Source organism: Pseudomonas sp. (genome assembly GCF_028293835.1).
In the GTDB taxonomy this organism is placed as follows: domain Bacteria; phylum Pseudomonadota; class Gammaproteobacteria; order Pseudomonadales; family Pseudomonadaceae; genus Aquipseudomonas.
In genome coordinates, this window is sequence record NZ_JAQGNX010000098.1 from 17561 (window position 1) to 39961 (window position 22401).

The 22401-nt window shown below is 57.3% G+C and carries 18 protein-coding genes; 11 read left to right on the top strand and 7 right to left on the bottom strand.

What is annotated here, in order from left to right; translation table 11 throughout:
• Positions 1-138: 138 nt before the first annotated feature.
• A complete protein-coding gene (uraH, locus tag JWR17_RS13345; RefSeq protein ID WP_299832176.1) occupies positions 139-492 on the bottom strand; it encodes a hydroxyisourate hydrolase in 354 nt (117 codons plus the stop codon).
• A 362-nt stretch (positions 493-854) separates the two neighbouring features.
• Between uraH and puuE the strand changes: the two genes are divergently transcribed.
• The 7 genes from puuE (at position 855) to JWR17_RS13380 (ending at position 7701) form a co-directional block, all read left to right on the top strand.
• Positions 855-1802: an allantoinase PuuE gene (gene puuE / locus JWR17_RS13350; protein WP_299832178.1), complete on the top strand. Its 948-nt coding sequence runs from the start codon at positions 855-857 to the stop codon at positions 1800-1802.
• Positions 1799-2314 (top strand): 2-oxo-4-hydroxy-4-carboxy-5-ureidoimidazoline decarboxylase, encoded by a 516-nt coding sequence (gene uraD, locus JWR17_RS13355; RefSeq protein WP_299832179.1) that lies wholly within the window; start codon positions 1799-1801, stop codon positions 2312-2314. The genes puuE and uraD overlap by 4 nt, the downstream gene beginning before the upstream one ends.
• A gap of 44 nt (positions 2315-2358) precedes the next feature.
• Positions 2359-3354, top strand: coding sequence for an allantoicase (gene alc / locus JWR17_RS13360; RefSeq protein ID WP_299832180.1), 996 nt, complete (start codon positions 2359-2361; stop codon positions 3352-3354).
• Between the two features lie 62 nt (positions 3355-3416).
• Positions 3417-3917, top strand: coding sequence for an ureidoglycolate lyase (locus JWR17_RS13365; RefSeq protein ID WP_299832182.1), 501 nt, complete (start codon positions 3417-3419; stop codon positions 3915-3917).
• 52 nt (positions 3918-3969) lie between these two features.
• A complete protein-coding gene (locus tag JWR17_RS13370) occupies positions 3970-5265 on the top strand; it encodes a urate hydroxylase PuuD (protein WP_299832184.1) in 1296 nt (431 codons plus the stop codon).
• 146 nt (positions 5266-5411) lie between these two features.
• Positions 5412-6767, top strand: coding sequence for a nucleobase:cation symporter-2 family protein (locus tag JWR17_RS13375; protein ID WP_299832186.1), 1356 nt, complete (start codon positions 5412-5414; stop codon positions 6765-6767).
• Between the two features lie 133 nt (positions 6768-6900).
• Complete coding sequence (locus tag JWR17_RS13380) at positions 6901-7701, top strand: outer membrane protein OmpK (RefSeq protein WP_299832188.1); 801 nt, start codon at positions 6901-6903, stop codon at positions 7699-7701.
• 369 nt (positions 7702-8070) lie between these two features.
• Here the strand turns inward: JWR17_RS13380 and JWR17_RS13385 are convergent, their stop codons facing one another.
• From JWR17_RS13385 to JWR17_RS13400, 4 genes are read right to left on the bottom strand one after another with little or no spacing between them, the layout of a single operon-like run.
• A complete protein-coding gene (locus tag JWR17_RS13385; protein WP_299832189.1) occupies positions 8071-9546 on the bottom strand; it encodes an efflux transporter outer membrane subunit in 1476 nt (491 codons plus the stop codon).
• A complete protein-coding gene (locus JWR17_RS13390; RefSeq protein WP_299832191.1) occupies positions 9547-12678 on the bottom strand; it encodes an efflux RND transporter permease subunit in 3132 nt (1043 codons plus the stop codon).
• Positions 12675-15770: an efflux RND transporter permease subunit gene (locus JWR17_RS13395; RefSeq protein WP_299832193.1), complete on the bottom strand. Its 3096-nt coding sequence runs from the start codon at positions 15768-15770 to the stop codon at positions 12675-12677. The genes JWR17_RS13390 and JWR17_RS13395 overlap by 4 nt, the downstream gene beginning before the upstream one ends.
• A gap of 13 nt (positions 15771-15783) precedes the next feature.
• Positions 15784-16911, bottom strand: coding sequence for an efflux RND transporter periplasmic adaptor subunit (locus JWR17_RS13400; RefSeq protein ID WP_299832370.1), 1128 nt, complete (start codon positions 16909-16911; stop codon positions 15784-15786).
• 275 nt (positions 16912-17186) lie between these two features.
• On the opposite strand from JWR17_RS13400, the gene JWR17_RS13405 reads away from it, so the two are divergent.
• The 4 genes from JWR17_RS13405 (at position 17187) to JWR17_RS13420 (ending at position 20884) form a co-directional block, all read left to right on the top strand.
• Positions 17187-17795, top strand: coding sequence for a TetR/AcrR family transcriptional regulator (locus tag JWR17_RS13405; RefSeq protein WP_299832196.1), 609 nt, complete (start codon positions 17187-17189; stop codon positions 17793-17795).
• 217 nt (positions 17796-18012) lie between these two features.
• Complete coding sequence (locus JWR17_RS13410; RefSeq protein WP_299832198.1) at positions 18013-18882, top strand: urea transporter; 870 nt, start codon at positions 18013-18015, stop codon at positions 18880-18882.
• A gap of 45 nt (positions 18883-18927) precedes the next feature.
• Positions 18928-19761, top strand: coding sequence for an ion transporter (locus tag JWR17_RS13415; protein ID WP_299832200.1), 834 nt, complete (start codon positions 18928-18930; stop codon positions 19759-19761).
• A 124-nt stretch (positions 19762-19885) separates the two neighbouring features.
• Positions 19886-20884, top strand: coding sequence for a sulfate ABC transporter substrate-binding protein (locus JWR17_RS13420; RefSeq protein ID WP_299832202.1), 999 nt, complete (start codon positions 19886-19888; stop codon positions 20882-20884).
• A gap of 346 nt (positions 20885-21230) precedes the next feature.
• On the opposite strand, the gene JWR17_RS13425 is transcribed toward JWR17_RS13420, so the two are convergent.
• Both JWR17_RS13425 and JWR17_RS13430 read right to left on the bottom strand, forming a co-directional pair.
• A complete protein-coding gene (locus tag JWR17_RS13425) occupies positions 21231-21809 on the bottom strand; it encodes a hypothetical protein (protein ID WP_299832204.1) in 579 nt (192 codons plus the stop codon).
• Between the two features lie 164 nt (positions 21810-21973).
• Complete coding sequence (locus JWR17_RS13430) at positions 21974-22375, bottom strand: hypothetical protein (protein ID WP_299832206.1); 402 nt, start codon at positions 22373-22375, stop codon at positions 21974-21976.
• Positions 22376-22401 lie beyond the last annotated feature (26 nt).

The following is a 22401-nucleotide window of genomic DNA, read 5'->3' on the forward strand; positions in this document are numbered from 1 at the left end:
TTATCCCTGAGTGTGCACAAGCCGCTTCTGGCGCAATGACTACATAGATACCACTCTCAACCTAAGGGGTAATCCAGAACAAAAAAAGCCCGCAGTGTGGGCGGGCAAGAGGAAATGAAGCGGGTTGGCCGAACGCGTTTAACTGCCGCGATAGGTCGAATAGCTGTATGGCGAGATCAATAACGGCACGTGGTAGTGGTCCTGCTCCGCGTCTATTCCAAACCTCAAGATAACAACGTCGAGAAAGGCTTGGTCGGGCAACTCGGTACCTCGGGCCCGGTAATAGTCACCGGCATGGAACTGCAACTGATAAACCCCGGTGCGGTAATCGTCACCTTGTAGCAACGGTGCATCGCAACGACCGTCGCTGTTGGTTGTGGCGCTGGCAAGATGCTCCAGACGGTCACCGTCAACCCGGTACAGTTCGATTTTGATGGAGCTGCCGGGACAGCCGTGTGCGGCATCCAGTACGTGCGTCGTCAGTCGTCCCATTGCATGTCTGCCTTGCGCGGTGTGTTGAAGAGTTGATGCCGCTCCTTTTCAGTGCACCCGAGAGGACGGCGGCAGGCAATTAAGACACTTTTTACAAAACTTGTACACAATTATAAACACGATTTTGTCCGGACTAACACGGGGTCGCCATTTTGGCCTTTATTCAAGCTACATAGGCATCTCATGGCTAGAACCTGATCAATCGGGCAAGTTTCTTGCAGGCAAAATATTCTGAAAAAGGCGAAAAAACAGGCTTACAAAGTGATCACAAAGTTGTATACAATCGGTCCATCGCAGTGGTGCCAGCCTGGATTGACCCGGCAACCACTGCCACTGATGACACGTACAGAAGGAAGAGCGCAGTGAGTGCTGACTATCCACGGGACCTGATCGGTTACGGCAATAACCCACCCCACCCCCATTGGCCGGGGAACGCCCGTGTCGCGCTGTCGTTCGTGCTGAATTACGAAGAAGGCGGCGAGCGCAATATTCTGCATGGCGATAAAGAGTCGGAAGCTTTCCTTTCGGAAATGGTTTCTGCCCAGCCATTGCAGGGTGAGCGCAACATGAGCATGGAATCGCTCTACGAATATGGCAGCCGCGCAGGTGTATGGCGCGTGCTCAAGCTGTTCAAGCAATTTGATATCCCGCTGACGGTGTTTGCCGTGGCCATGGCCGCCCAGCGTCATCCAGAGGTGATACGGGCCATGGTCGAGGCCGGTCATGAGATCTGCAGCCACGGCTATCGCTGGATCGACTATCAGTATATGGACGAAGGCCAAGAGCGCGAGCACATGCTTGAGGCGATTCGTATCCTCACCGACATTACCGGCGAGCGCCCACTGGGCTGGTACACCGGTCGCACCGGGCCGAATACGCGACGGCTGGTGATGGAAGAAGGCGGTTTTCTCTACGATTCCGACACTTACGACGACGATCTGCCCTACTGGGAACCCAATAATCCCACCGGCAAGCCGCATTTGGTGATTCCGTACACCCTCGACACCAACGACATGCGCTTCACCCAGGCCCAGGGCTTCAACAACGGCGATCAGTTTTTCCAGTACCTCAAGGACGCCTTCGACGTGCTGTACGCCGAAGGGGCCGAGGCGCCAAAAATGCTTTCGATTGGCTTGCACTGCCGCTTGATCGGTCGCCCCGCACGCCTGGGCGCGCTCAAGCGTTTCCTCGAATATGCCAAAAGCCACGAGCAGGTCTGGTTCAGCCGTCGAGTAGACATCGCCCGCCATTGGCACGCTGAACATCCGTTTCGGGCGACAGAGCGTGCAAAAGGAGGGCAGCCGAAATGAGCCGCTTCCAGACCCTGACACCTTCAAGCCTGAGTCGCCATGAGTTCGTTGCCGCCTTCGCCGACGTCTACGAGCATTCGCCGTGGGTCGCCGAAACGGCCTTCGACCTCGGCCGGGACGCAGACCTGGATCAGATTGAAACCCTGCATTCACGTATGAGCGACATTCTGTTGAGCGCTGATCATTCCCGGCAACTGGCCCTGATCAACGCTCACCCGGACCTCGCCGGCAAAGCCGCCGTGCAAGGCCAACTGACCGAAGCCAGCACCCATGAACAAGCTGGCGCCGGTATCCACCAGTGCTCGGCCGAAGAGTTTCAACGCTTCACCGAGCTGAACGACGCCTACAAAGCCAAGTTCGCGTTCCCCTTCATCATGGCGGTGAAAGGCAGCGACCGGCATCAGATTCTCGCCGCGTTCGAAACGCGCATTCACAACTCGGTCGAGACTGAGTTCGCCTGCGCGCTGGCCGAGATCAACAAGATCGCGATGTTCCGATTGCAAGCCCTCTGACCGCGCCTATCCCACGCCAATTCTAAAAAAGGCAGACAAGATCAATGAAAGCTTACGCCGCACCGTTCGAGAAGTTCGTCAACCTGGCCGACGCCCGTTTGGGCACCACCGTCGTCTCGGTCACTGATGACTGGTTCGCCGACGCCAACCGCCTGTTCCAGCCCACCCCTGCGGTGTGGAAGGAAGGCGTGTTCGACGACAACGGCAAGTGGATGGACGGCTGGGAATCGCGTCGCAAACGCTTTGAAGGTTACGACACCGCGATCATCCGCCTCGGCGTGCCAGGCTCGATCAAGGGTGTGGACATCGACACCTCGTTCTTCACTGGAAACTACCCGCCATCGGCGTCGCTGGAAGCGTGCTTCCTGACCTCCGGCGAACCGGACCAAAACACCCAGTGGACCGAAGTGCTGTCCGCCGTCGAGTTGAAAGGCGACAGCCACCACTACCACGCCATCAGCAATGACCAGGCGTACAGCCATTTGCGCTTCAACATCTACCCGGACGGCGGTGTAGCGCGTCTGCGTGTGTATGGCGTGCCCTTCCGCGACTGGTCAACCGTGGGCGACAACGAACAGATCGACCTCGCAGCCGCATTGAATGGCGGTCGCGCGCTGGCGTGTTCCGATGAACACTTCGGCCGCATGAGCAACATCCTCAACCCGGGCCGTGGCGTGAACATGGGCGACGGCTGGGAAACCGCACGTCGTCGTACGCCGGGTAACGATTGGGTGATCATCGCCCTGGGCCATGCCGGCGAGATCGAAGGAGTCGTGGTGGATACCCTGCATTTCAAGGGTAATTACCCGGATACGTGCTCGATTCAGGGCGCGTTTGTCAAAGGCGGCACCGACAGTCAAATTGAAACCCAAAGCCTGTTCTGGCGTGAACTGTTGCCAGCGCAGAAACTGGAAATGCATGCTGAACACAGCTTCGCCGAACAGATTAAAGCCTTGGGGCCGATCACTCATATTCGCCTGAACGTATTTCCGGATGGTGGTGTGAGTCGTCTTCGGGTGTTGGGTAAAGTAGCGAAATAGAATGCGTAACCATTCTGCGCGCTCCTACAAATGAAAATTTCGACTCTAAGACAGGAACCACCATGCGCACTTTAGTGATCGAGCCCCTGAGCAAAGAAGCGTTCGCCCCTTTCGGTGACGTCATCGAAACCGATGGCAGCGATCACTTCATGATCAATAACGGTTCGACCATGCGTTTCCATCGGCTGGCAGAAGTGCAAACCGCCACACCAGACGATAAAGCGATCATGAGTATCTTCCGCGCAGAAGCGCTGCCGATGCCGTTGACCGTGTGCATGTTGGAGCGCCATCCGTTGGGCAGTCAGGCGTTTATACCGCTGCTCGGCAACCCTTTTCTGATCGTGGTCGCGCCACTTGGCGATGCGCCTGAATCAGAGTTGGTCCGCGCCTTTGTCAGTAATGGCAGGCAGGGCATTAATTACCATCGCGGCGTTTGGCACCACCCGGTGCTGACGATCGAAAAGCGGGATGACTTCCTGGTGGTTGATCGCAGTGGAACAGGCAACAACTGCGACGAGCATTTTTTCGAGGAGGGTCAGAAGTTGATCCTCGCCCACCCATAAGAAAGGCCTGAACACCCGTAGTGGTGGTTGGCAAGATTCAGAGGTAGATACCGTGGAAGCACATCTGATGGAATGGCTGAATCTCAGCGTACGCTGGATTCATATGATTACCGGCGTGGCCTGGATTGGCGCTTCGTTCTATTTTGTCTGGCTGGAAAACAACCTCAACCGGGTTAACCCGCGTGACGGTCTGGCGGGCGATTTGTGGGCGATCCATGGTGGCGGTATTTACCACCTGGAAAAATACAAGCTCGCGCCACCGACCATGCCGGACAACCTGCACTGGTTCAAATGGGAAGCGTATTTCACCTGGATGTCCGGGATTGCGCTGCTGTGCGTGGTGTTTTACGCCAACCCAACATTGTATTTATTGGCGCCTGGCAGCGGTCTTTCAGGCCTTGAGGGCGTGGCCATCGGCATCGGCTCGCTGATCGCGGGCTGGTTCATTTACGAAGCGCTATGTGATTCGGCCCTGGGCAAACGCCCTGCCCTACTCGGCTTGGTATTGTTCGTGCTGCTGATTGCTGCCGCGTTCGGTTTCAGCCGAATCTTCAGCGGACGCGGCGCCTACCTGCATGTTGGCGCCATTATCGGCACGATCATGGTAGGCAACGTGTTCCGCATCATCATGCCGGCACAACGGGCATTGGTTGCGGCCATCGCTGAGAACCGCACGCCTGACCCAAGCTTGCCCGCCAAAGGCTTGCTGCGCTCACGGCACAACAACTACTTCACCTTGCCCGTGCTGTTCATCATGATCAGCAACCATTTTCCGAGCACCTATGGCAGCCAGTACAACTGGTTGATCCTCGCCGGAATCGCGGTGCTGGCAGTGTTGGTGCGTCACTATTTCAATACCCGGCACAACAGCCATAAATATGCCTGGACGCTGCCGGTTGCGGCATTGGGAATGATTTGCCTGGCCTACGTCACGGGTCCAGCGCAAGTGTCGAAAGGTCCGGAAGTAGCCGGCCCGGCCAAAATCGAATACCAGCCGCTGCCGGAAACAGCGTTGGGTGGGCATAAAGCCGTACCTGCCGCAGCGCCAACCGAGGGTGCTCCTGCTGCTGTCACCCAGACAGCCGGTCCGGATTTCAACACGGTGCACAACGTGATCAAAGAGCGTTGCGCGGTATGCCACTCAGCCACTCCGACCAGTCCACTGTTCAGTGCAGCGCCGGCCGGGGTGATGTTCGACACCGCACAACAGATTCAGCAGATGGCTCCGCGCATTCAGGCTCAAGCCGTGGTGTCGCAAGTCATGCCGTTGGGCAACATCACGCAAATGACACAACAGGAACGCGACCTGATCGGCACATGGATTGACCAAGGGGCGAGAACGAACTGATAAACCTGCAGGAGCCAACTTGTTGGCGAGGCGCTGGATCTGATGCGCCGCTTAATACGTATCGCCAACAAGTTGGCTCCTACAGGGATGCATTGTCATTAGCGTCATCGCTCCAACCACAATAAAAACAAAATTCGAGGTGTTGCATGTCCGAGTCAACTCACGCGCGCATTCCCGCCGCGCCGCCACGACAGCCTTTGCCACTGCTGCAAATGATTCTGGTGGGTTTGCAACACGTCTTACTGATGTACGGCGGTGCCGTGGCGGTGCCGCTGATTATCGGCCAGGCTGCTGGCCTGTCCCGTGAAGAGATCGCCTTTTTGATCAACGCTGACCTGCTGGTTGCTGGCATCGCTACGGTGGTGCAGTCGCTGGGCATTGGGCCGCTGGGCATTCGCATGCCAATCATGATGGGCGCCAGTTTCGCTGCCGTCGGCAGTATGGTCGCGATGGCGGGAATGCCCGGTGTCGGCTTGACCGGAATCTTCGGCGCAACCATCGCAGCGGGTTTTTTCGGCATGCTGGTTGCACCCTTCATGTCAAAAATCGTTCGGTTCTTTCCGCCACTGGTCACCGGCACCGTCATTACGTCCATTGGCCTGTCGCTGTTTCCGGTCGCCGTAAACTGGGCGGGGGGCGGCAGTAAAGCGGTCAGTTTCGGCGACCCCGTGTACCTTGCAGTCGCGGCATTAGTGCTGGCGACCATCCTGCTGATCAACCGCTTCATGCGCGGCTTCTGGGTCAATATCTCGGTGCTGATTGGCATGGCGCTGGGCTACGTGCTGTCAGGCGTGATCGGCATGGTCGACCTCAGCGGCCTGGCCCAGGCGCCGTGGGTCCGCGTGGTCACGCCGCTGCATTTCGGCATGCCAACCTTCCACCTCGCACCGATCCTTTCCATGTGCCTGGTGGTGGTGATTATCTTTGTCGAGTCCACCGGCATGTTCCTCGCGCTGGGTAAGATCACTGACCGTGAAGTCACCCCCGGCATGCTGCGACGCGGCTTGATGTGCGATGCGGCGGCCTCGTTTCTTGCCGGTTTTCTTAATACCTTCACTCATTCCTCGTTCGCGCAAAATATCGGTCTGGTGCAGATGACCGGTGTGCGTTGCCGCTACGTCACGGTGGTTGCCGGCGGCTTCTTGATAAGCTTGAGCCTGTTGCCCAAAGCCGCGCTTCTGGTGGCGTCGATTCCGCCCGCGGTGCTGGGCGGCGCAGCCATTGCGATGTTCGGCATGGTGGCAGCGACGGGTATCAAGATTCTTCAAGAGGCCGACATCGCCGACCGGCGCAACCAGCTATTGGTTGCCGTCAGCATCGGCATGGGCCTGATCCCCGTGGTGCGCCCGGACTTTTTCGCTCAACTGCCGGTTTGGATGGGGCCCATCACCCACAGCGGCATTGCCCTTGCGACCCTGAGCGCACTGTTGTTGAACCTGCTGTTCAACATCCTTGGCGGCGCTGAACGCGACGCCATGAACCAGCGTGCGCACCCGCACTAATCTCCACACGCTTTAACCGCCGAAAACCGCACACGGCCGATGGACAGTTTCATGTCCATCGGCCATGGCGAAGCCACGCCCAAATAGCCATACCAAAATAAAAAAAATCACTCAAAACCTGGGAGCACCACGCATGTCTCGTACTTTTCCTCGCCTGATTGCCAGCAGTCTGATCACCGTCGCCAGCCTGTTAGCGGCAGGCCAGACACTGGCCGGTGATCTGTTGCAATGGCAGAGCAACAGCCTGACGTATTTGTGGGGCCAGAATTTCGCCGTCAATCCGGAAACCCAACAGACTTTTACCTTCGAACACGCTGACGGTTGGAAATACGGCGACAACTTTCTATTTGTCGATAACACGCTGTACAACGGCAAGCCTGACAGCCAAGTAGGTACTTACGGCATGTACGGTGAGTTCACCCCGCGCCTGTCGCTGGGTAAAATATTTGGACAGAAATTCGAGTTCGGTCCGATCAAGGATGTATTGCTGGCAATGACCTACGAGTTTGGCAAAGGCGATGTCGAGTCGTACCTGATTGGACCGGGTTTCGATCTGGCAATCCCAGGCTTCGACTACTTCCAGCTGAACTTCTTTCAGCGTCATCCTGACGGCAGCCGTCCAGGGAATAACGTGTGGCAGATCACCCCGGTCTGGTCCTACACCATTCCGGTACGCGGCTCAGACATCTTGATCGACGGGTACATGGACTGGGTGGTCGACAACGACAAAAACGCCCAGGGCACCTACCACGCCAACCTGCATTTCAACCCACAGATCAAATACGACCTGGGCAAAGCCATGAACCTGGGCGAGAAGCAGTTGTACGTGGGTATCGAGTACGACTACTGGAGCAACAAATACGGGATCGAAAACAGCAAGGATTTCGATACCAACCAGAACACCGCGAGTTTGCTGGTTAAAGTCATGTTTTGATAGAAACTCGGGTTCGCCCAATTTCCTCAGTATGCTTCTGTAGGAGACAATTTGTTGGCGAGGCGGCTTACCTGTAACACCGCATCAAACGCTTCGCCAACACGTTGGCTCTTATCAAACAATGCTTACTTAAAAGATAATCTGTAGGAGCTGCCGAAGGCTGCGATTCGACCGGGGACCGGTCGCCTTTGTGATACCGCTGAAGGGGTGCCGGTCGCCCGCGACCCCGGCCTATCGCAGCCTTCTTCTGTGTTTGCTGCGCGACAGCGCGGCGTCGGAGACGTGGCGGAACGTCCTACGAAGTCGATACAGCGCCCTTTCTGAGTAGTGGATCGCTGGATTGATCCATATTCAGCGCCGGCACGTTGGCTACAGGGACTTCGCCGACGCAACCGACTCCTGCCACCCGCCTCCCAGGCTTTGCACCAGCGCCACGCCGCTTTGGCTCAACAATCCCTGGGTGTCACGCAAGCTCTGTTCGGCTTGCAGCAGCAGCACCTGCTGAGTCAGCACCGCCTGTTGGCTCACCACGCCCGCCCGCCGTTGCGCCTCCTGGCTGCCGAACAGTTGTTGGTTGCGTTGGTAAATCTGCTGATAGGCCGTGGCTTGTTGCTGCAGGTGATTGATCGCCGATAGGTTGTCCTCGACGTTTTGCAATGCGCTGAGCACCGTGCCTTTGTAGTTAGCCGCGACCTGGTCGTAGTTGGCTTGCGCGATGTTCACCGCCGCCTCCCGTGCGCCCGCGTCAAACAGGGTTTGCGCCAGCGACGGGCCGAGGGTCCAGATGCGGTTGGGCACTGAGAACAATCCGCCCAACGCGCTGCTGCGGTAGCCTACTTCGGCGCTCAGATCGATATTGGGATAGAACGCCGCCTCGGCCAAGCCAATCCGCGCATTCGCGGCCGCCGCAGAACGTTCAGCGGACACCACATCCGGGCGTCGCTGCAACAAGCTCGACGGCACAACCAGCGGTGGCTCTGGCAGCACGAAATTGAAATCCGCCAGCGGCGCGATACCAAAATCAGCCGGTGCGGCACCCACCAACACCGCCAGAGCGTGCTCGAACTGCTCTCGCGACCGCAGTGAAGTCTGCAACGCCGCAACCACTGTAGTCAGCTGGTCCTGGGCGACCAGCAACTGATCGTTGGTTGCGGTCCCCTGCACGTAATCGGCCTGAATCATGTCCAACAAGCGTTGGTTGATATCCTGCTGCTGACGCAGAAGTCCGACGTCGATGTCGAGCTGTCGCAGTCCAAAATAATCGCTGGCGATGCTGGCACCAATGGACAACCGCACGCCCGCCAACAGCGCATCCGAGGATTGCGCCAAGGCTCTGCTCGACTCGATTCCACGGCGCACCTCGCCCCATAAATCTGGTTCCCAACTCGCGGTCAACGTCGCACTGACGCTCTGTGAAACACTGCCAGAACTGGTCGTGGAGCCAGTGCCTGAAGAATCGGAAACCGAGCCATTGCCGGAACCACCTGAAGCACCCCGAGACCCCGACAAGCCGGCAGTCAAGGTCGGCCACAACCCGGCGCGGCTTGATGCGACTTGCCCTTGGGCCTGCCGATAAGCAGCGTCAGCGGCAATGATCGACTGGTTAGCCTTGGCCGAACGCACCATCAAATCATTCAACACGGGATCGTGGTATTGCAGCCACCATTGGCTGTCCAGTGCGCCTTGCGGATTGGCCGCAGCGCGTTGCCACTGCGCGCCTTCCTTGAACGAGGTCGGCAGTTCCATGGCAGGTTTCTGATAATCCGGCCCGACCATACAACCGCTGAGCGTCACGCTGATCGCCAGCGACAACGGCAGTGCAAAACGACAGATGAAGACAAGCATTTATGCCTCCTGTTTGCCCCGACCCAGGCGCTGTGACGCCCGATCGAGCCACAGATAAATAACCGGTGTGGTGTACAGCGTCAGCACCTGGCTGAAGAGCAACCCACCAATGATTGAAATACCCAGCGGCCGCCGCAACTCCGAGCCATAACCGCTGCCCAGTACCAGCGGCAACGCCCCAAGAATCGCCGCCATGGTGGTCATCATGATCGGCCTGAAACGAATCAGGCAGGCGCGACGAATCGCGTCCTGGGCGCTGCTGCCGTGTTCTTTTCTGTCAGTGATTGCAAAGTCGACCATCATGATCGCGTTTTTCTTCACAATTCCGATCAACAGAATCACCCCCACCAGTGCAATGATCGACAACTCGGTGCCGGTCAGCAATAACGCGATCAACGCACCGACCCCGGCCGAAGGCAAGGTCGATAGGATGGTCAGCGGGTGCATGGCGTTTTCGTAGAGGATCCCCAGCACGATGTACACCGACAGCAGGGCCGCAACGATCAACAACGGCTCGCTGGCCACTGAACTTTGAAACACCTGAGCGGTGCCCGCGAACTGGCCGACCACGCTGGCGGGCATGCGCAACTGAGCCACAGCGTCGTCCACCAAGGCCGTGGCCTGACCGATGGACACCCCCGGCGCGAGGTTGAACGAGGCGGTCACCGCCGGAAACGTGCCTTGGTGGCTGATGGAAATGGCCGTGCGCTCCGTACTGTAACCGGCAATCGCTGACAGTTGCACCAACGGTGGCGTGGCGGCCGCCGACAATACTGGCAGCGGGCTTGTGCCCTTGCCTTTGCTGGCAGCAACAGTGCCCACCGGCACATAAATCGATTTCAGCGCGTCAGGGTTGTCCCAGTACGGCGGCGCGACTTCCATCACCACGTGATACTGATTGGCCGCGCGGTAAATGGTCGAGACCTGACGCTGACCAAAGGCGTCGTACAGGGTTTGATCCACCGCCGAAATACTGACCCCGAGCCGGGACGCCGCGTCGCGATTGATCTTCAGATTGGCCAGCAGGCTGTTGTCCTGTTGATCAGTAGTGAGGTCCGTGAGCTGCGGCAAGGTGTGCAGCGCCGCCACCACTTTCGGCACCCAGACGTCCAGCGTGTCTTGGTCGTCCGCCGTCAGCGTGTACTGGTACTGCGCGCCGCTCTGTCGGCCACCGACCGTGATGTCTTGCGCCGACTGCAAATACAGCCGGGTGCCAGGCATGCTGCCCAACGTGCGGCGAACCTGCGCAATAACCTGATCCGCACCGTCCTTGCGCTCGCCCAGCGGCTTAAGGGTAATGAACATTTGCGCGCTGTTGATCGCCCCGCCACCACCGCCACCGCCACCGACAAAACCACCCACCGTGGCGACGTTCGGGTTGTGGGTCACTTTCTCGTTGATCTCGCTAAAGGCTTTTTGCATGGCCGCGTACGAAATACTTTGCGGTGCAACAATGCTGCCCTGCAGGCGCCCGGTATCTTCCTGGGGAAAAAAGCCCTTGGGCACCAGCACGTACAGCACGCCCGCAAGAACAATTACCACGATTGTCAGCATGCCCATCAGCAGCGAATGCTCGATGACCCAGCCCAGGGTGCGGTCATAGAAGCGGTGAAACCAGGAATCGGGATGCTCGCTGTGGCTCTTGTTTTCCAATGACGGCTTCAGCAACACGCTGGCCAGCATCGGGGTAACGGTCAGCGACACCAGCATCGAAATCACGATAGCAATGGACAGCGAGATGGAAAACTCACGAAACAAACGCCCTACGATACCGCCCATCAGCAACAGCGGGATAAACACCGCCACCAGCGACACGCTGATGGTCAGCACCGTGAAGCCGACTTCCCGCGCCCCGGACAACGCTGCCTGGATGCGCGTTTCGCCCTTCTCCAAATGACGCATGATGTTCTCGACCACAACAATGGCATCGTCGACCACAAAACCGGTGGAGATGGTCAGCGCCATCAACGACAGGTTGTTCAGGCTGTAGCCGAGGAAATACATCGCGCCAAAGGTGCCCAGCAGCGACAGCGGCACCACCACCGCCGGGATCACGGTGCTGCGCCAGTCACGAAAGAACGCAAACGTGACCAAGGTGACCAGCAGTATCGACGCCAGCAACGACAGCTCGACGTCGTGCAATGACGCACGAATGGTCGTGGTGCGGTCCATCAGCAGGTTCAGCTTGATGGTCGCCGGAATCGAATTTTGCAGAAAGGGCAGCTCGGCTTTTACCGCGTCCACCGCATCGATCACGTTGGCGCCTGGCTGCTTGAACACCACCAATAACACCGCCGGTTTGCCGTTGGACAGGCCGAAATTGCGCAAGTCTTCCACGTCTTCGCGCACATAGCCGAGATCGGAAATGTGCACCAGATCGCCGTTACTTTGCTTGACCACCAGCGGCTCGTATTCGCGCATGTCGTAAAGCATGTCGTTGGCATTGATACCAAACGATTGATTGGCCACCGCCACCGAACCCTTGGGTTGGTTAGCGTTGGACGCGGCAATTACTGCGCGCACTTGTTCAAGGCTGACGCCGTAATGATTGAGCCGATCCGGGTTGAGTTCGATGCGCACGGCCGGCAGCGCGCCACCGCCCACCGTGACGTCGCCGATGCCGGTGGTTTGCAGCAGTTTCTGCTCCAGCAACGTAGAAGCCGCGTCGTACATTTGCCCCGGCGTGGCGGTTTCAGAGGTCAGGCTGATGATCAGAATCGGCGCATCGGCCGGATTCACCTTGCGGTACGTCGGATTGCCTGCCAGATCACTGGGCAGGTTGGTGCGCGCGGCGTTGATTGCCGCCTGAACATCCCGCGCGGCACCGTCGATATTGCGATTCAGATCGAACTGCAAGGTGATGCGCGTGGAGCCAAGGGTGCTGATGGAGGTCATCTGCGTGACCCCGGCGATTTGCCCGAACTCGCGTTCCAATGGCGTCGCCACGGAACTTGCCACGGTGGCAGGGTCGGCACCGGGCAATGAAGCACGCACGCTGATCGAGGGGAAATCCACCTCCGGCAACGGCGCCACCGGCAACAACATGAAGGCCAACAGGCCGAAAAGCGCCACGCCTGTCGCCAGCAAGGTGGTCGCAATCGGCCTGTGGATAAACGGCGCGCTGAGGTTCATTTTGCGCTGGCCGGCACATCATGACCGGGCTGGTCGCCAGGGTCGCGCCGCTTGCTGAAACGACGCTCCAATCCGTGCATGGCGAGAAAGATCACCGGTGTCGAAAACAATGTCAGCAACTGGCTCAGCAACAGCCCGCCAATGATCGCGATACCCAATGGGTGGCGCAGTTCAGAGCCGATGCCACTGCCCAACGCCAGCGGCACCGCGCCGAACAGCGAGGCCATGCTGGTCATTAAAATCGGCCGGAACCGCAGCTCGGCGGCCTGCCGAATGGCTTGCACCGGTCCTAACCCGCCCTCGCGCTCCAGTTCAAGGGCAAAGTCGACCATCATGATGCCGTTCTTCATCACGATGCCGATCAGCAAGACAATGCCGATCAGTCCGATGATGTCGAACTGCGTGCCGGTTATCAGCAACGCCAGCAGCGCACCCAGCGCCGCTGACAATAGCGTCGAAAGAATCGTCACCGGGTGCACGAAACTTTCGTAAAGAATGCCCAACATCAGGTACACCACGATAATCGCCGCCGCCACCAGATACACCTGATTCGACAATGACGATTCAAAAGTGGCCGCCGCGCCTTCCAGTGAGGCCTGCACATTCAGCGGCAGGCCGACCTGCGCTTCGATGGCCTTAAGCCGGGTCAGCGCCGTGCCCAGGGTCTGGCCCGGCGCCAGGTTGAACGAGACGTCGGCGTATGGGAATTGTCCCTGACGGTTAATGGTGATTGGTGTGCGCAGGACCTTTTGCGTGGCCATGCTCGACAGCGGCGCGACGCCGCCACTGGCGGTAGTCACGTATAAACCGGTCAGCAGATCGGCCAGATTACGCGGCGGATGGTCGGTGGCCATAACCACATGATATTGGTTGAGCTGGGTGTAAATAGTCGACACCTGACGTTGACCAAACGCGTCGTACAGTACGTCGTCGATGGCCTGCGGGGTCACGCCCAGGCGTGAAGCGGTGGCGCGGTCGAAGTTCAACTGAATCTGGTTGCCAAACTGCATGGCCTGGCTTTGCACGTCGGTAAAGATTGGGTCTTGCTTGATTGCCGCCAGCAGTTTGCCCGTCCACAATTCCAGCACATTCGGATCCGTCGCTTGCAGGCCGAGGCGGTAGCTGGTGGTGGAAACCGTGGCATCCAGGGTTAAATCCTGCACCGCATGCAGGTACAAACGAATGCCGGAGTCATCGGCATTCGCATCCGACAACCGACGAATGACCGCTGCGCTACTGTCGCGCTGACCTCGGTCCTTGAGGTTGATCAGAAAATTCCCCTGGTTGATGGTCGGATTAGTCTGATCGATACCGACAAACGACGACAGACTGGCGACCGCCGGATCCTTCAATACCCGCTCTGCCAAGTGCTGCTGTTCGATCACCATCTGCTGAAAGGAAATGGTCGGCGACGTCTGTGATATGCCCTGAATCAACCCCGTGTCCTGTTCGGGGAAAAAGCCCTTGGGCATGATCACGATAATCAGCACGGTCAACAGCGCGGTCAGCACAATGGAAATCAGGGTCAGCGTGCGATGGGTCAACACCCAATCCAGGCCGCGCACGTAGTAGCCGTTGATTCGGTCAAAAAAGTCGACGCGCCGCTCACCCTTATGCGCCTTGAGCATCCGCGCACAGAGCATGGGCGTCAGCGTCAGGGAAATCAGTGCTGAAATGACAATGGTTACCGCCACGGTCATGGCGAACTCGCGGAACAGCCGACCCACCACATCGCCCATGAATAACAGCGGAATCATCACTGCAATCAGTGCAATCGACAGCGAAATAATCGTGAAGCCGATTTGCTCGGAACCTTTCAACGCAGCGTCGAGGGGCGTGTCGCCGGCCTCGATGTAGCGGGTAATGTTTTCGATCATGACGATGGCGTCGTCGACGACAAAACCGATGGCGATGGTCAGCGCCATCAAGGTCAGGTTGTTCAGGGAAAAGCCCAGCGCGTAGGCCACGGCCAAGGTCCCGATCAGGGTTAGCGGCACGGTTAACGCGGGAATAATCGTGGCAGGCACATTGCGCAGGAACAGGAAGATCACCAACACCACCAGCAACACCGCCACGCCCAACTCGTATTGAACATCGGTGACCGAGGCGCGAATGGTCTGGGTGCGGTCGGTCAGTACGGCGACCTTGAGCGTGGCGGGCAGGCTGGCACGCAATTTCGGCAGCAGTTGTTGCACCCGGTCAACCACGTCGATGACGTTGGCGCCGGGCTGGCGCTGGATGTTCAGCAAAATCGAGGGCGTGGTATTGGTCCAGGCCGCCTGACGCGGGTTCTCCGCGCCTTGAATCGATTTGGCGATCTGTGCCAGGCGAATGGGCGCGCCGTTTTTGTAGCCAATCACCAGGTCGCGGTAGTCATCGGCGGACTGCAATTGATCGTTACTGCCAATGGAGTACGCCTGGAATTTACCGTCGATATTGCCCTTGGCCTGATTGACGTTAGCGTTGCCCAACACGGTACGTAAATCGTCCAGGGACAAGCCGAGATTATTCAACGCCGAGGTATTGGTTTCGATCCGCACCGCAGGCCGCTGGCCGCCGCTGATGGTCACCAGCCCGACCCCGGTGATTTGCGAGATTTTCTGCGCAAGCCGGGTGTCGGCCAAGTCTTCGATCTTGGTCAGCGGCAAGACATCCGAGGTCAAGGACAAGGTCAATACCGGCGCGTCAGCCGGGTTAACTTTGCTATACACCGGAGGGTACGGCAGATTGGCCGGCAGGAACGTACCCGCCGCATTGATCGCGGCCTGCACTTCCTGCTCGGCGACGTCCAGGGAAAGCGACAGGTCGAATTGCAGGGTGACGACTGACGCGCCATCGGAGCTGGTCGAGTTCATCGATTTTAGCCCCGGCATTTCACCCAGTTGGCGTTCCAGTGGCGCCGTGATGGATGAACTGATCACTTCCGGACTGGCGCCGGGGTATTGGGTGAACACCTGAATCGTCGGGTAATCCACCTCGGGCAACGCCGACACAGACAGTAGGTGATAGCCCAACAAACCCACCAGCAACACTGCAACCATGATCAGGGTGGTGGCCACCGGACGTTCAATAAAGGGCCGGGAAATATTCATGGCTGGGCGCGCCTCACTGAGCCACGACTTTTACTGGCGAACCATCGTCCAGTTTATCCGCGCCTTCAGTGATGACTTGCTCTCCGCTTTTCAGCCCGTTATCCAGAATCGCGGTGACATCGCCCATGCTCGGGCCGGCTTTGATTGTGCGCAAGCTGGCTTTATTGCCCGCGACCACCAACACAAAGTCACCTTTACCGCCGTGCTGAATCGCCATGGTCGGCACCACCGGCGTCTGGGTCAGGGTATCGGCTTGAAGCCGAGCGTTGACGAATTGGTTGGGGAACAGCTTGTTACCGGAGTCATCGAACTGCGCTTTGAGCTTGATTGTGCCGGTGCTGACATCCACTTGGTTATCCAGCGCCAATACCGAGCCGGTGGCCAGTAATGCATTCTTGTTACGGTCGTACGCCAGCACCGTGACCGCGCCGCGACTCAGGGACTGATTGATAACGCCGAGATCATCTTCGGGAACCGAAAACACCACGGTTGCAGGGTTCATTTGGGTGATCACGGCGATCCCGGTGGTGCTGCCGCCGATCACGTAGTTGCCGGGATCGACCAGGCGCAAACCGACTATTCCGTTGATGGGCGAGGTGATGGTGCAGTAACTCACCTGCACTTCAAGGTTCTGCACACTGCCGAGGTCGGAGGCGACTGTGCCCTGCTGCTGTTGGACCAGGGACGCTTGGGTATCCAGCGTTTGCTGGCTGGTGGAACCGATTTTGATAAGATCCCGATAACGCGCCAGGTCGCGCTGAGCGTTGCTCAAGACCGCCTGATCGTGGACCAGCACGCCCTTGGCTTGAGCCAACTGCGCCTTGAGCGTGCGGTCGTCAATGCGCGCGATGACTTGGCCACGACTGACATGCTGGCCTTCCTTGAACTCCACGGTACTGAGAATGCCGTTGACTTGGGAAACCACGGTAACGCTAAAGGTGGGGGTCACTGTGCCCAGGGCGTCGATGTACACCGGTACATCCTGCAGCTTGACCGCAACCGCCGTTACCGGCTCGCCCGCGGCCGGAGGTTTTGGCTTGGGTTTGGAAGAAAACAGAAAAAACCACACCCCGATGGCCACCAGCAGCAACACGACCACACCGACTATCAGACCGAATTTATGCCGCCTGCTTTCTATCAATGCGTTCTCACCCACACCAGATCAACAGCGGATCCCGCAGCGTAGTACAAACCCCAGGCTGCGCGGACATCGGGAATGGCCAATGGCCCAATCACTACGTAGAACTCTAGCAGCGTCGCTCGATGCCGAGGATGAAGTGTTGATATTGTTCAGCTGGGTGACAGCTCAAGCGTTGCGCATCATGAATGCCGGGCTGTGCAGGGCATTCTTGAGCCTGCCGCAAAGCGGGTGCTACCATGAGCAACCGCCAGCATTGGCAAGGAATTCTCTGGTTTATGAGCAGCATCCGCGAGCGAAACAAAGCACTGATCCTTAGCGCAGCCAGTGAAGAGTTTGCCGACAAGGGCTTCGCAGCCAGCAAAACCAGCGACATCGCGGCCAAGGCCGGGCTGCCCAAGCCGAATGTCTATTACTACTTCAAGTCCAAAGCGAACCTCTACCGCGAGGTGCTCGAAAGCATTATCGAGCCGATTTTGCAGGCTTCGACGCCGTTCAATCGCGACGGCGTGCCGGCTGAAGTATTGAGCGGTTACATTCGCTCGAAAATTCGCATCTCCCGGGACCTTCCGTTCGCCTCGAAGGTGTTTGCCAGCGAGATCATGCACGGTGCCCCGCACTTGACTCTGGAGCAAGTCGGCCAGCTTAACCAGCAGGCGAAGCACAACATCGACTGTGTCCAGGCCTGGATCGACAGCGGCCAAATCGCCCCTCTCGACCCGCACCATCTGATGTTCACCATCTGGGCCGCAACCCAGACCTACGCCGATTTCGACTGGCAAATCTCGACAGTAACGGGCAAAGCCAAGCTCGAAGACAGCGACTACGAAGCCGCTGCGCAAACCATTATTCGGTTGGTGCTTAAAGGGTGTGAGCTGGATCTGTAGGAGCCAACTCGTGGGCGATATCAGCAGCACCACAGATCACTTGGACGAACCGCATTGCCTGCCTCGCCAACACGTTAGCTCCGACTGAGGATTGCAAATGCATGTGTCCTCTTCAAAACTGTTCTAAAAATAATTTGACCGACACCTCCCGGCTTGAATAGACTTCACTTTAATCTAAGATTGTATACAACTATAAAAATAATTGGGCACAAACCCTATGAATCAAACCTCTTGTCCGGATTGGGCCGAAGCCATCCTCAACGGTTTCAGCCAAGTGTTGCTACAGCGCCACCCTTTTTGCGGCCTGCTGTGCCTGCTGGCGATTTTACTGACCGCTCCCGGGTTGCTCGGCGGTGCGTTGTTGGGGGCTTTGGCGGGTTTGCTAACAGCTCAACAGCGGGGCTATGACAAAGCCGAGCGTCAGGCCGGACTCTACAGTTACAACGGTGTGCTGCTGGGCGTGCTGCTGAGCCATCAACTTCCGTGGTCGCCATTGTTGCCGCCGCTGATCATTGCCAGTGGCGGCTTGAGTGCGATGCTCACCCACCGCTGGCTCAGGTGCACACCAAACCCGCAGTGCCTGAAAGCCTACACCGCGCCGTTCATACTGCTCAGTTGGCTACTGCTGGCGTTCGCTGCGCCACACAACATCGCTCCTGAAAGGTTAAGCAGCCCATTGCTGCACGCCTTGCCTCAAGGGTTGGGACAAGTCTTTTTGCTCGATCAACCCTTGGCCGGGTTGCTGATAGGTGCCGGTCTGCTGATCGCGGATCGCCGGGCTGCGTGCTGGGCTTTTATCGGTTGCGCCAGTGGAATTCTGGTCGCCCTATTACAAAACGAACCGTCCAGCGCGCTGTTCGGGCTTGCCAGTTACAACCCGGCGTTGGCCGGCCTGGCATTCAGTCAGCAGCGTAAAAAACCTTGGCTGCCGTTGTTCGCCATCGCTCTGGCAATTGTGTTGCAACCCGGATTTTCCGGGTTCGGCCTGCCGCCGCTGACCGCTCCGTTTGTGCTCGCGTGCTGGCTAGTGCAGGCCAGCGCCCGCCTGTTGCGCCAGTCAACGCTCGATCACGGGTTGCGCTGGTGAGCTGAAAGCTCCACGCTCTCTGGAAATTTACTTCGGATAGCACTCATGGACAGCAACACTGGCTGGCGGGAACAGCTGCGCATCATCATTTTCCAGACTGATACCGTAGCAGGCCGGCGCTTCGACACCGCTCTGTTATTGATCATCCTGGCCAGCCTTTTCATTGTAATTATCGACAGTATCGACACCATTCACCGCCACTACACGGACTTGTTCGCTTACATCGAATGGGGCTTCACCATCGTATTTGCTGTCGAGTATGCCCTGCGCTTGTACTGTTCGCCAAAACCGATGCGCTACGCCTTCAGCTTTTACGGACTGGTGGACCTGCTGGCGATTGTGCCGGGAATTCTTGCTCTGTATTACTCTGATGCACAATATTTGATGATCATCCGGATAATCCGGATGCTGCGAATATTCCGAGTGCTCAAGCTCATTCCCTACCTCAAGCAAGCCAATTTCCTACTATCAGCACTGCGCGGCAGCAAGCAAAAAATCATCGTGTTTCTCGCCACCGTCTCCACCCTGGTGATCGTGTTCGGCACGGTGATGTATGTGATTGAAGGACCCGAAAATGGTTATACCAGCATCCCGGTGGGCATCTATTGGGCCATCGTTACGCTGACCACCGTGGGCTTTGGTGACATCGTGCCGAAGACGCCAGTGGGACAAATGCTGGCCTCACTGTTGATGATCATGGGTTATTCAATCATCGCTGTGCCTACCGGTATTTTTACCGCAGAGCTGGCCAATGCCATGCGCGCAGGACAGCTCGAACATGAGTGCCCGGTGTGCGCCAAGACAAACCATGAAAACGAGGCGTCGTTCTGCGCCCGTTGCGGTAACGCGCTGTTCTCTAAAACGGAGGAACAGGCATAAGCAAATCCCTTTTAAGTATTTAAATGCCCCGCTGCACCCGGCTATAGTCGCGCGCTACTGTCGGTTGGGCATGCCGCCGGGCACATTAACTAAGCCTTACCTCAATTCGAACAAGGAATTCATCGTGAAGACACTCTTTGGCGCCTCACTATTGGCCGTCGGCCTGGCCTTCGCCAGCGCGGCCCAGGCTGCCCCCGCCCTGCTCAATGTCTCCTATGACGTGATGCGTGACTTCTATAAAGATTACAACAGCGCCTTCCAGAAACACTGGCAAGCCGAGCACAACGAGAACATCACCTTGCAGATGTCCTTCGGTGGCTCAAGCAAACAGGCACGCTCAGTGATCGATGGCCTGCCGGCCGACGTAATCACCATGAACATGGCCACTGACATCAACGCCTTGGCCGACAATGGCAAGCTGATCCCGGAGAACTGGGTCACCCGCTTGCCCAACCACAGCGCGCCGTTTACCTCGGCAACAGTGTTCATTGTGCGCAAGGGCAACCCCAAGGCGTTGAAGGATTGGAACGATCTGGTCAAGGATGGCGTGCAGGTGATCGTGCCTAACCCGAAAACATCAGGCAATGGCCGCTATACCTACCTATCGGCATGGGGCTATAGCTTGGAAAACGGCGGCGACGAAGCCGCTGCTAAACAATTCGTCGGCAAATTGTTTGCCAATGTCCCGGTACTCGATACGGGCGGTCGCGGCGCTACCACAACGTTCATGACCAACCAGATTGGCGATGTATTGGTAACCTTCGAAAACGAAGCAGAAATGATAGCCAAGGAGTTCGGCCGCGATCAGTTCGAAGTGATCTACCCAAGCGTGTCCGCCGAAGCCGAGCCGCCGGTGAGCGTGGTGGATAAAGTCGTCGACAAGAAAGGCACCCGCGCCGCCGCCGAGGAATACCTGAAATACCTGTGGTCTCCCGAAGGCCAGGAAATCGCCGCCGCCAACTACCTGCGCCCGCGTGATCCAGCCGTGCTGGCGAAATATGCTGATCGCTTCCCTAAAGTAGAGTTTCTATCGGTAGAGAAGACGTTTGGTGACTGGCGTACCGTGCAGAAGACCCACTTTGGTGACGGTGGGATATTCGACCAGATTTATTCGGGTAAGTAGGCTTGGCAATACGGAACCATGGCGACCAACCATCCCGGTCGCCATCCACCTAAAGAACTATAGCCCTTGAGATGCCAAAAATACTTCCGTGTTATAGCTAAGAATCGTGGTTCTGGCGCAACTAAGATATACCTTTCAATTATCTTTCACTGCAGAAGCTGTGTTTTGACGTAGGACTTGGCTAACTGAGAAAGAGTCCCGGACCGCCCCAGTGGGCGAGGCACGAAATGCATCGCGCTCGTACACACATGCATTTCATCGACCATCTTCACCACAACCTTCAATAACGCCTCATTCATTGACCACTGTTGCGCTTGCGGTCCATACCACGTTATCAATATTGAAACTATCTCCTCCTTTTGATACTGAAAATCACACGCCGAACTTCCTCTACGGGTAGGCGCACGGTTATAAGCTCGGCATTCTTGGCACCTAATATAAATATCGAATCGAATTCGCCTTCTGATTTACTTGCTTGCCAAACCACTTCAACCGATCCGTTTATCAAGTAATGTTTAACCACAGAAGTGCAGTCCATTTTCAAAAGCGAACGTTGGCGCCGCAACTCCTTCTGCTCTTCGCCATTGAGGCCTTTGCTAGACAACAAGCCATATATCAAGCGATAGTCGTCGGCCACAGAGGATAAGGATTCAAACCTGCCCGTCTGATCACCCCACGGCCGCGCTGCTAAAGGGTGCAGGCCTATGTATCCATGCCTCCCAAAACTGGCGACAAAGCCTTCCCCACTCAACAGTGCTTCTGGCTTAGCGGGCAAGTTAAACTGATAGTTTGAAAAATAAACGGGAGTGAAGGGGCCTTCTTGATATTGAATATTAACAAGGGCTGGCGCTGTATAGTCACATGTTTCAGCCGCAGCATAACAAGCAAAAACCATTAGAAAACCCATCAACGCCCATTGTTTCATGCACATCCTCCACACATTTAATGATCGACATTTGTCGACACGAAAAACAGAAGCTGGAATTTGAACTGTGTAAATAAGTAAGTAAAGCAAAGACCGCGTAGGAAACATCTGATAATCATGTAAGAATAAAAACGGCGACCTTGGGTCGCCGTATTTATGTGGTCCTACTGCCCAAACTGCCGACTCAACCCTGGCGGCACGCCAGTCGCGTCTGTACCTTGCCATGGCCCATTACGCGCTGTTGACCAACTCCAGCCATCGCTCCAGCGGTAATAAGTGCGCTGGCGGTAGAAGGTGTCGGTTTGGTCTTCCAGCACGTACACCCCAAGCTTCGAATCCCAGTGGCAGTTGCCACCCGGTGGCGGGGCGAAGTGTGCAGAGGTCTGTGGCCCGGCCGGTGCCGGATGTTGCGGCGTTGGCTGCGGCGCTTTGTACGGTTTACTCGGTGTAGACGTGCCCGGCTGCGGTGGAATCGGTTCGCTGCTTTGCGGCGCCGGTGGTTGCACCGCACAAGCACTCAAGACCAACACCAGACTCAACAAGGTAATGCGTGCGACGGCGCTCATGGTCTTCTCTTTTTAAGGGTCCGGCT

Excerpts from the sequence above, each read along its gene's own strand:
- alc (WP_299832180.1), top strand. The coding sequence starts at position 2,359 with ATGAAAGCTTACGCCGCACCGTTCGAGAAGTTCGTCAACCTGGCCGAC.
- JWR17_RS13375 (WP_299832186.1), top strand. The coding sequence starts at position 5,412 with ATGTCCGAGTCAACTCACGCGCGCATTCCCGCCGCGCCGCCACGACAG.
- uraH (WP_299832176.1), bottom strand. The coding sequence starts at position 492 with ATGGGACGACTGACGACGCACGTACTGGATGCCGCACACGGCTGTCCC.
- JWR17_RS13380 (WP_299832188.1), top strand. The coding sequence starts at position 6,901 with ATGTCTCGTACTTTTCCTCGCCTGATTGCCAGCAGTCTGATCACCGTC.
- JWR17_RS13430 (WP_299832206.1), bottom strand. The coding sequence starts at position 22,375 with ATGAGCGCCGTCGCACGCATTACCTTGTTGAGTCTGGTGTTGGTCTTG.
- JWR17_RS13425 (WP_299832204.1), bottom strand. The coding sequence starts at position 21,809 with ATGAAACAATGGGCGTTGATGGGTTTTCTAATGGTTTTTGCTTGTTAT.
- uraD (WP_299832179.1), top strand. The coding sequence starts at position 1,799 with ATGAGCCGCTTCCAGACCCTGACACCTTCAAGCCTGAGTCGCCATGAG.
- JWR17_RS13395 (WP_299832193.1), bottom strand. The coding sequence starts at position 15,770 with ATGAATATTTCCCGGCCCTTTATTGAACGTCCGGTGGCCACCACCCTG.
- JWR17_RS13405 (WP_299832196.1), top strand. The coding sequence starts at position 17,187 with ATGAGCAGCATCCGCGAGCGAAACAAAGCACTGATCCTTAGCGCAGCC.
- JWR17_RS13390 (WP_299832191.1), bottom strand. The coding sequence starts at position 12,678 with ATGAACCTCAGCGCGCCGTTTATCCACAGGCCGATTGCGACCACCTTG.
- JWR17_RS13385 (WP_299832189.1), bottom strand. The coding sequence starts at position 9,546 with ATGCTTGTCTTCATCTGTCGTTTTGCACTGCCGTTGTCGCTGGCGATC.
- JWR17_RS13410 (WP_299832198.1), top strand. The coding sequence starts at position 18,013 with ATGAATCAAACCTCTTGTCCGGATTGGGCCGAAGCCATCCTCAACGGT.
- JWR17_RS13365 (WP_299832182.1), top strand. The coding sequence starts at position 3,417 with ATGCGCACTTTAGTGATCGAGCCCCTGAGCAAAGAAGCGTTCGCCCCT.
- JWR17_RS13415 (WP_299832200.1), top strand. The coding sequence starts at position 18,928 with ATGGACAGCAACACTGGCTGGCGGGAACAGCTGCGCATCATCATTTTC.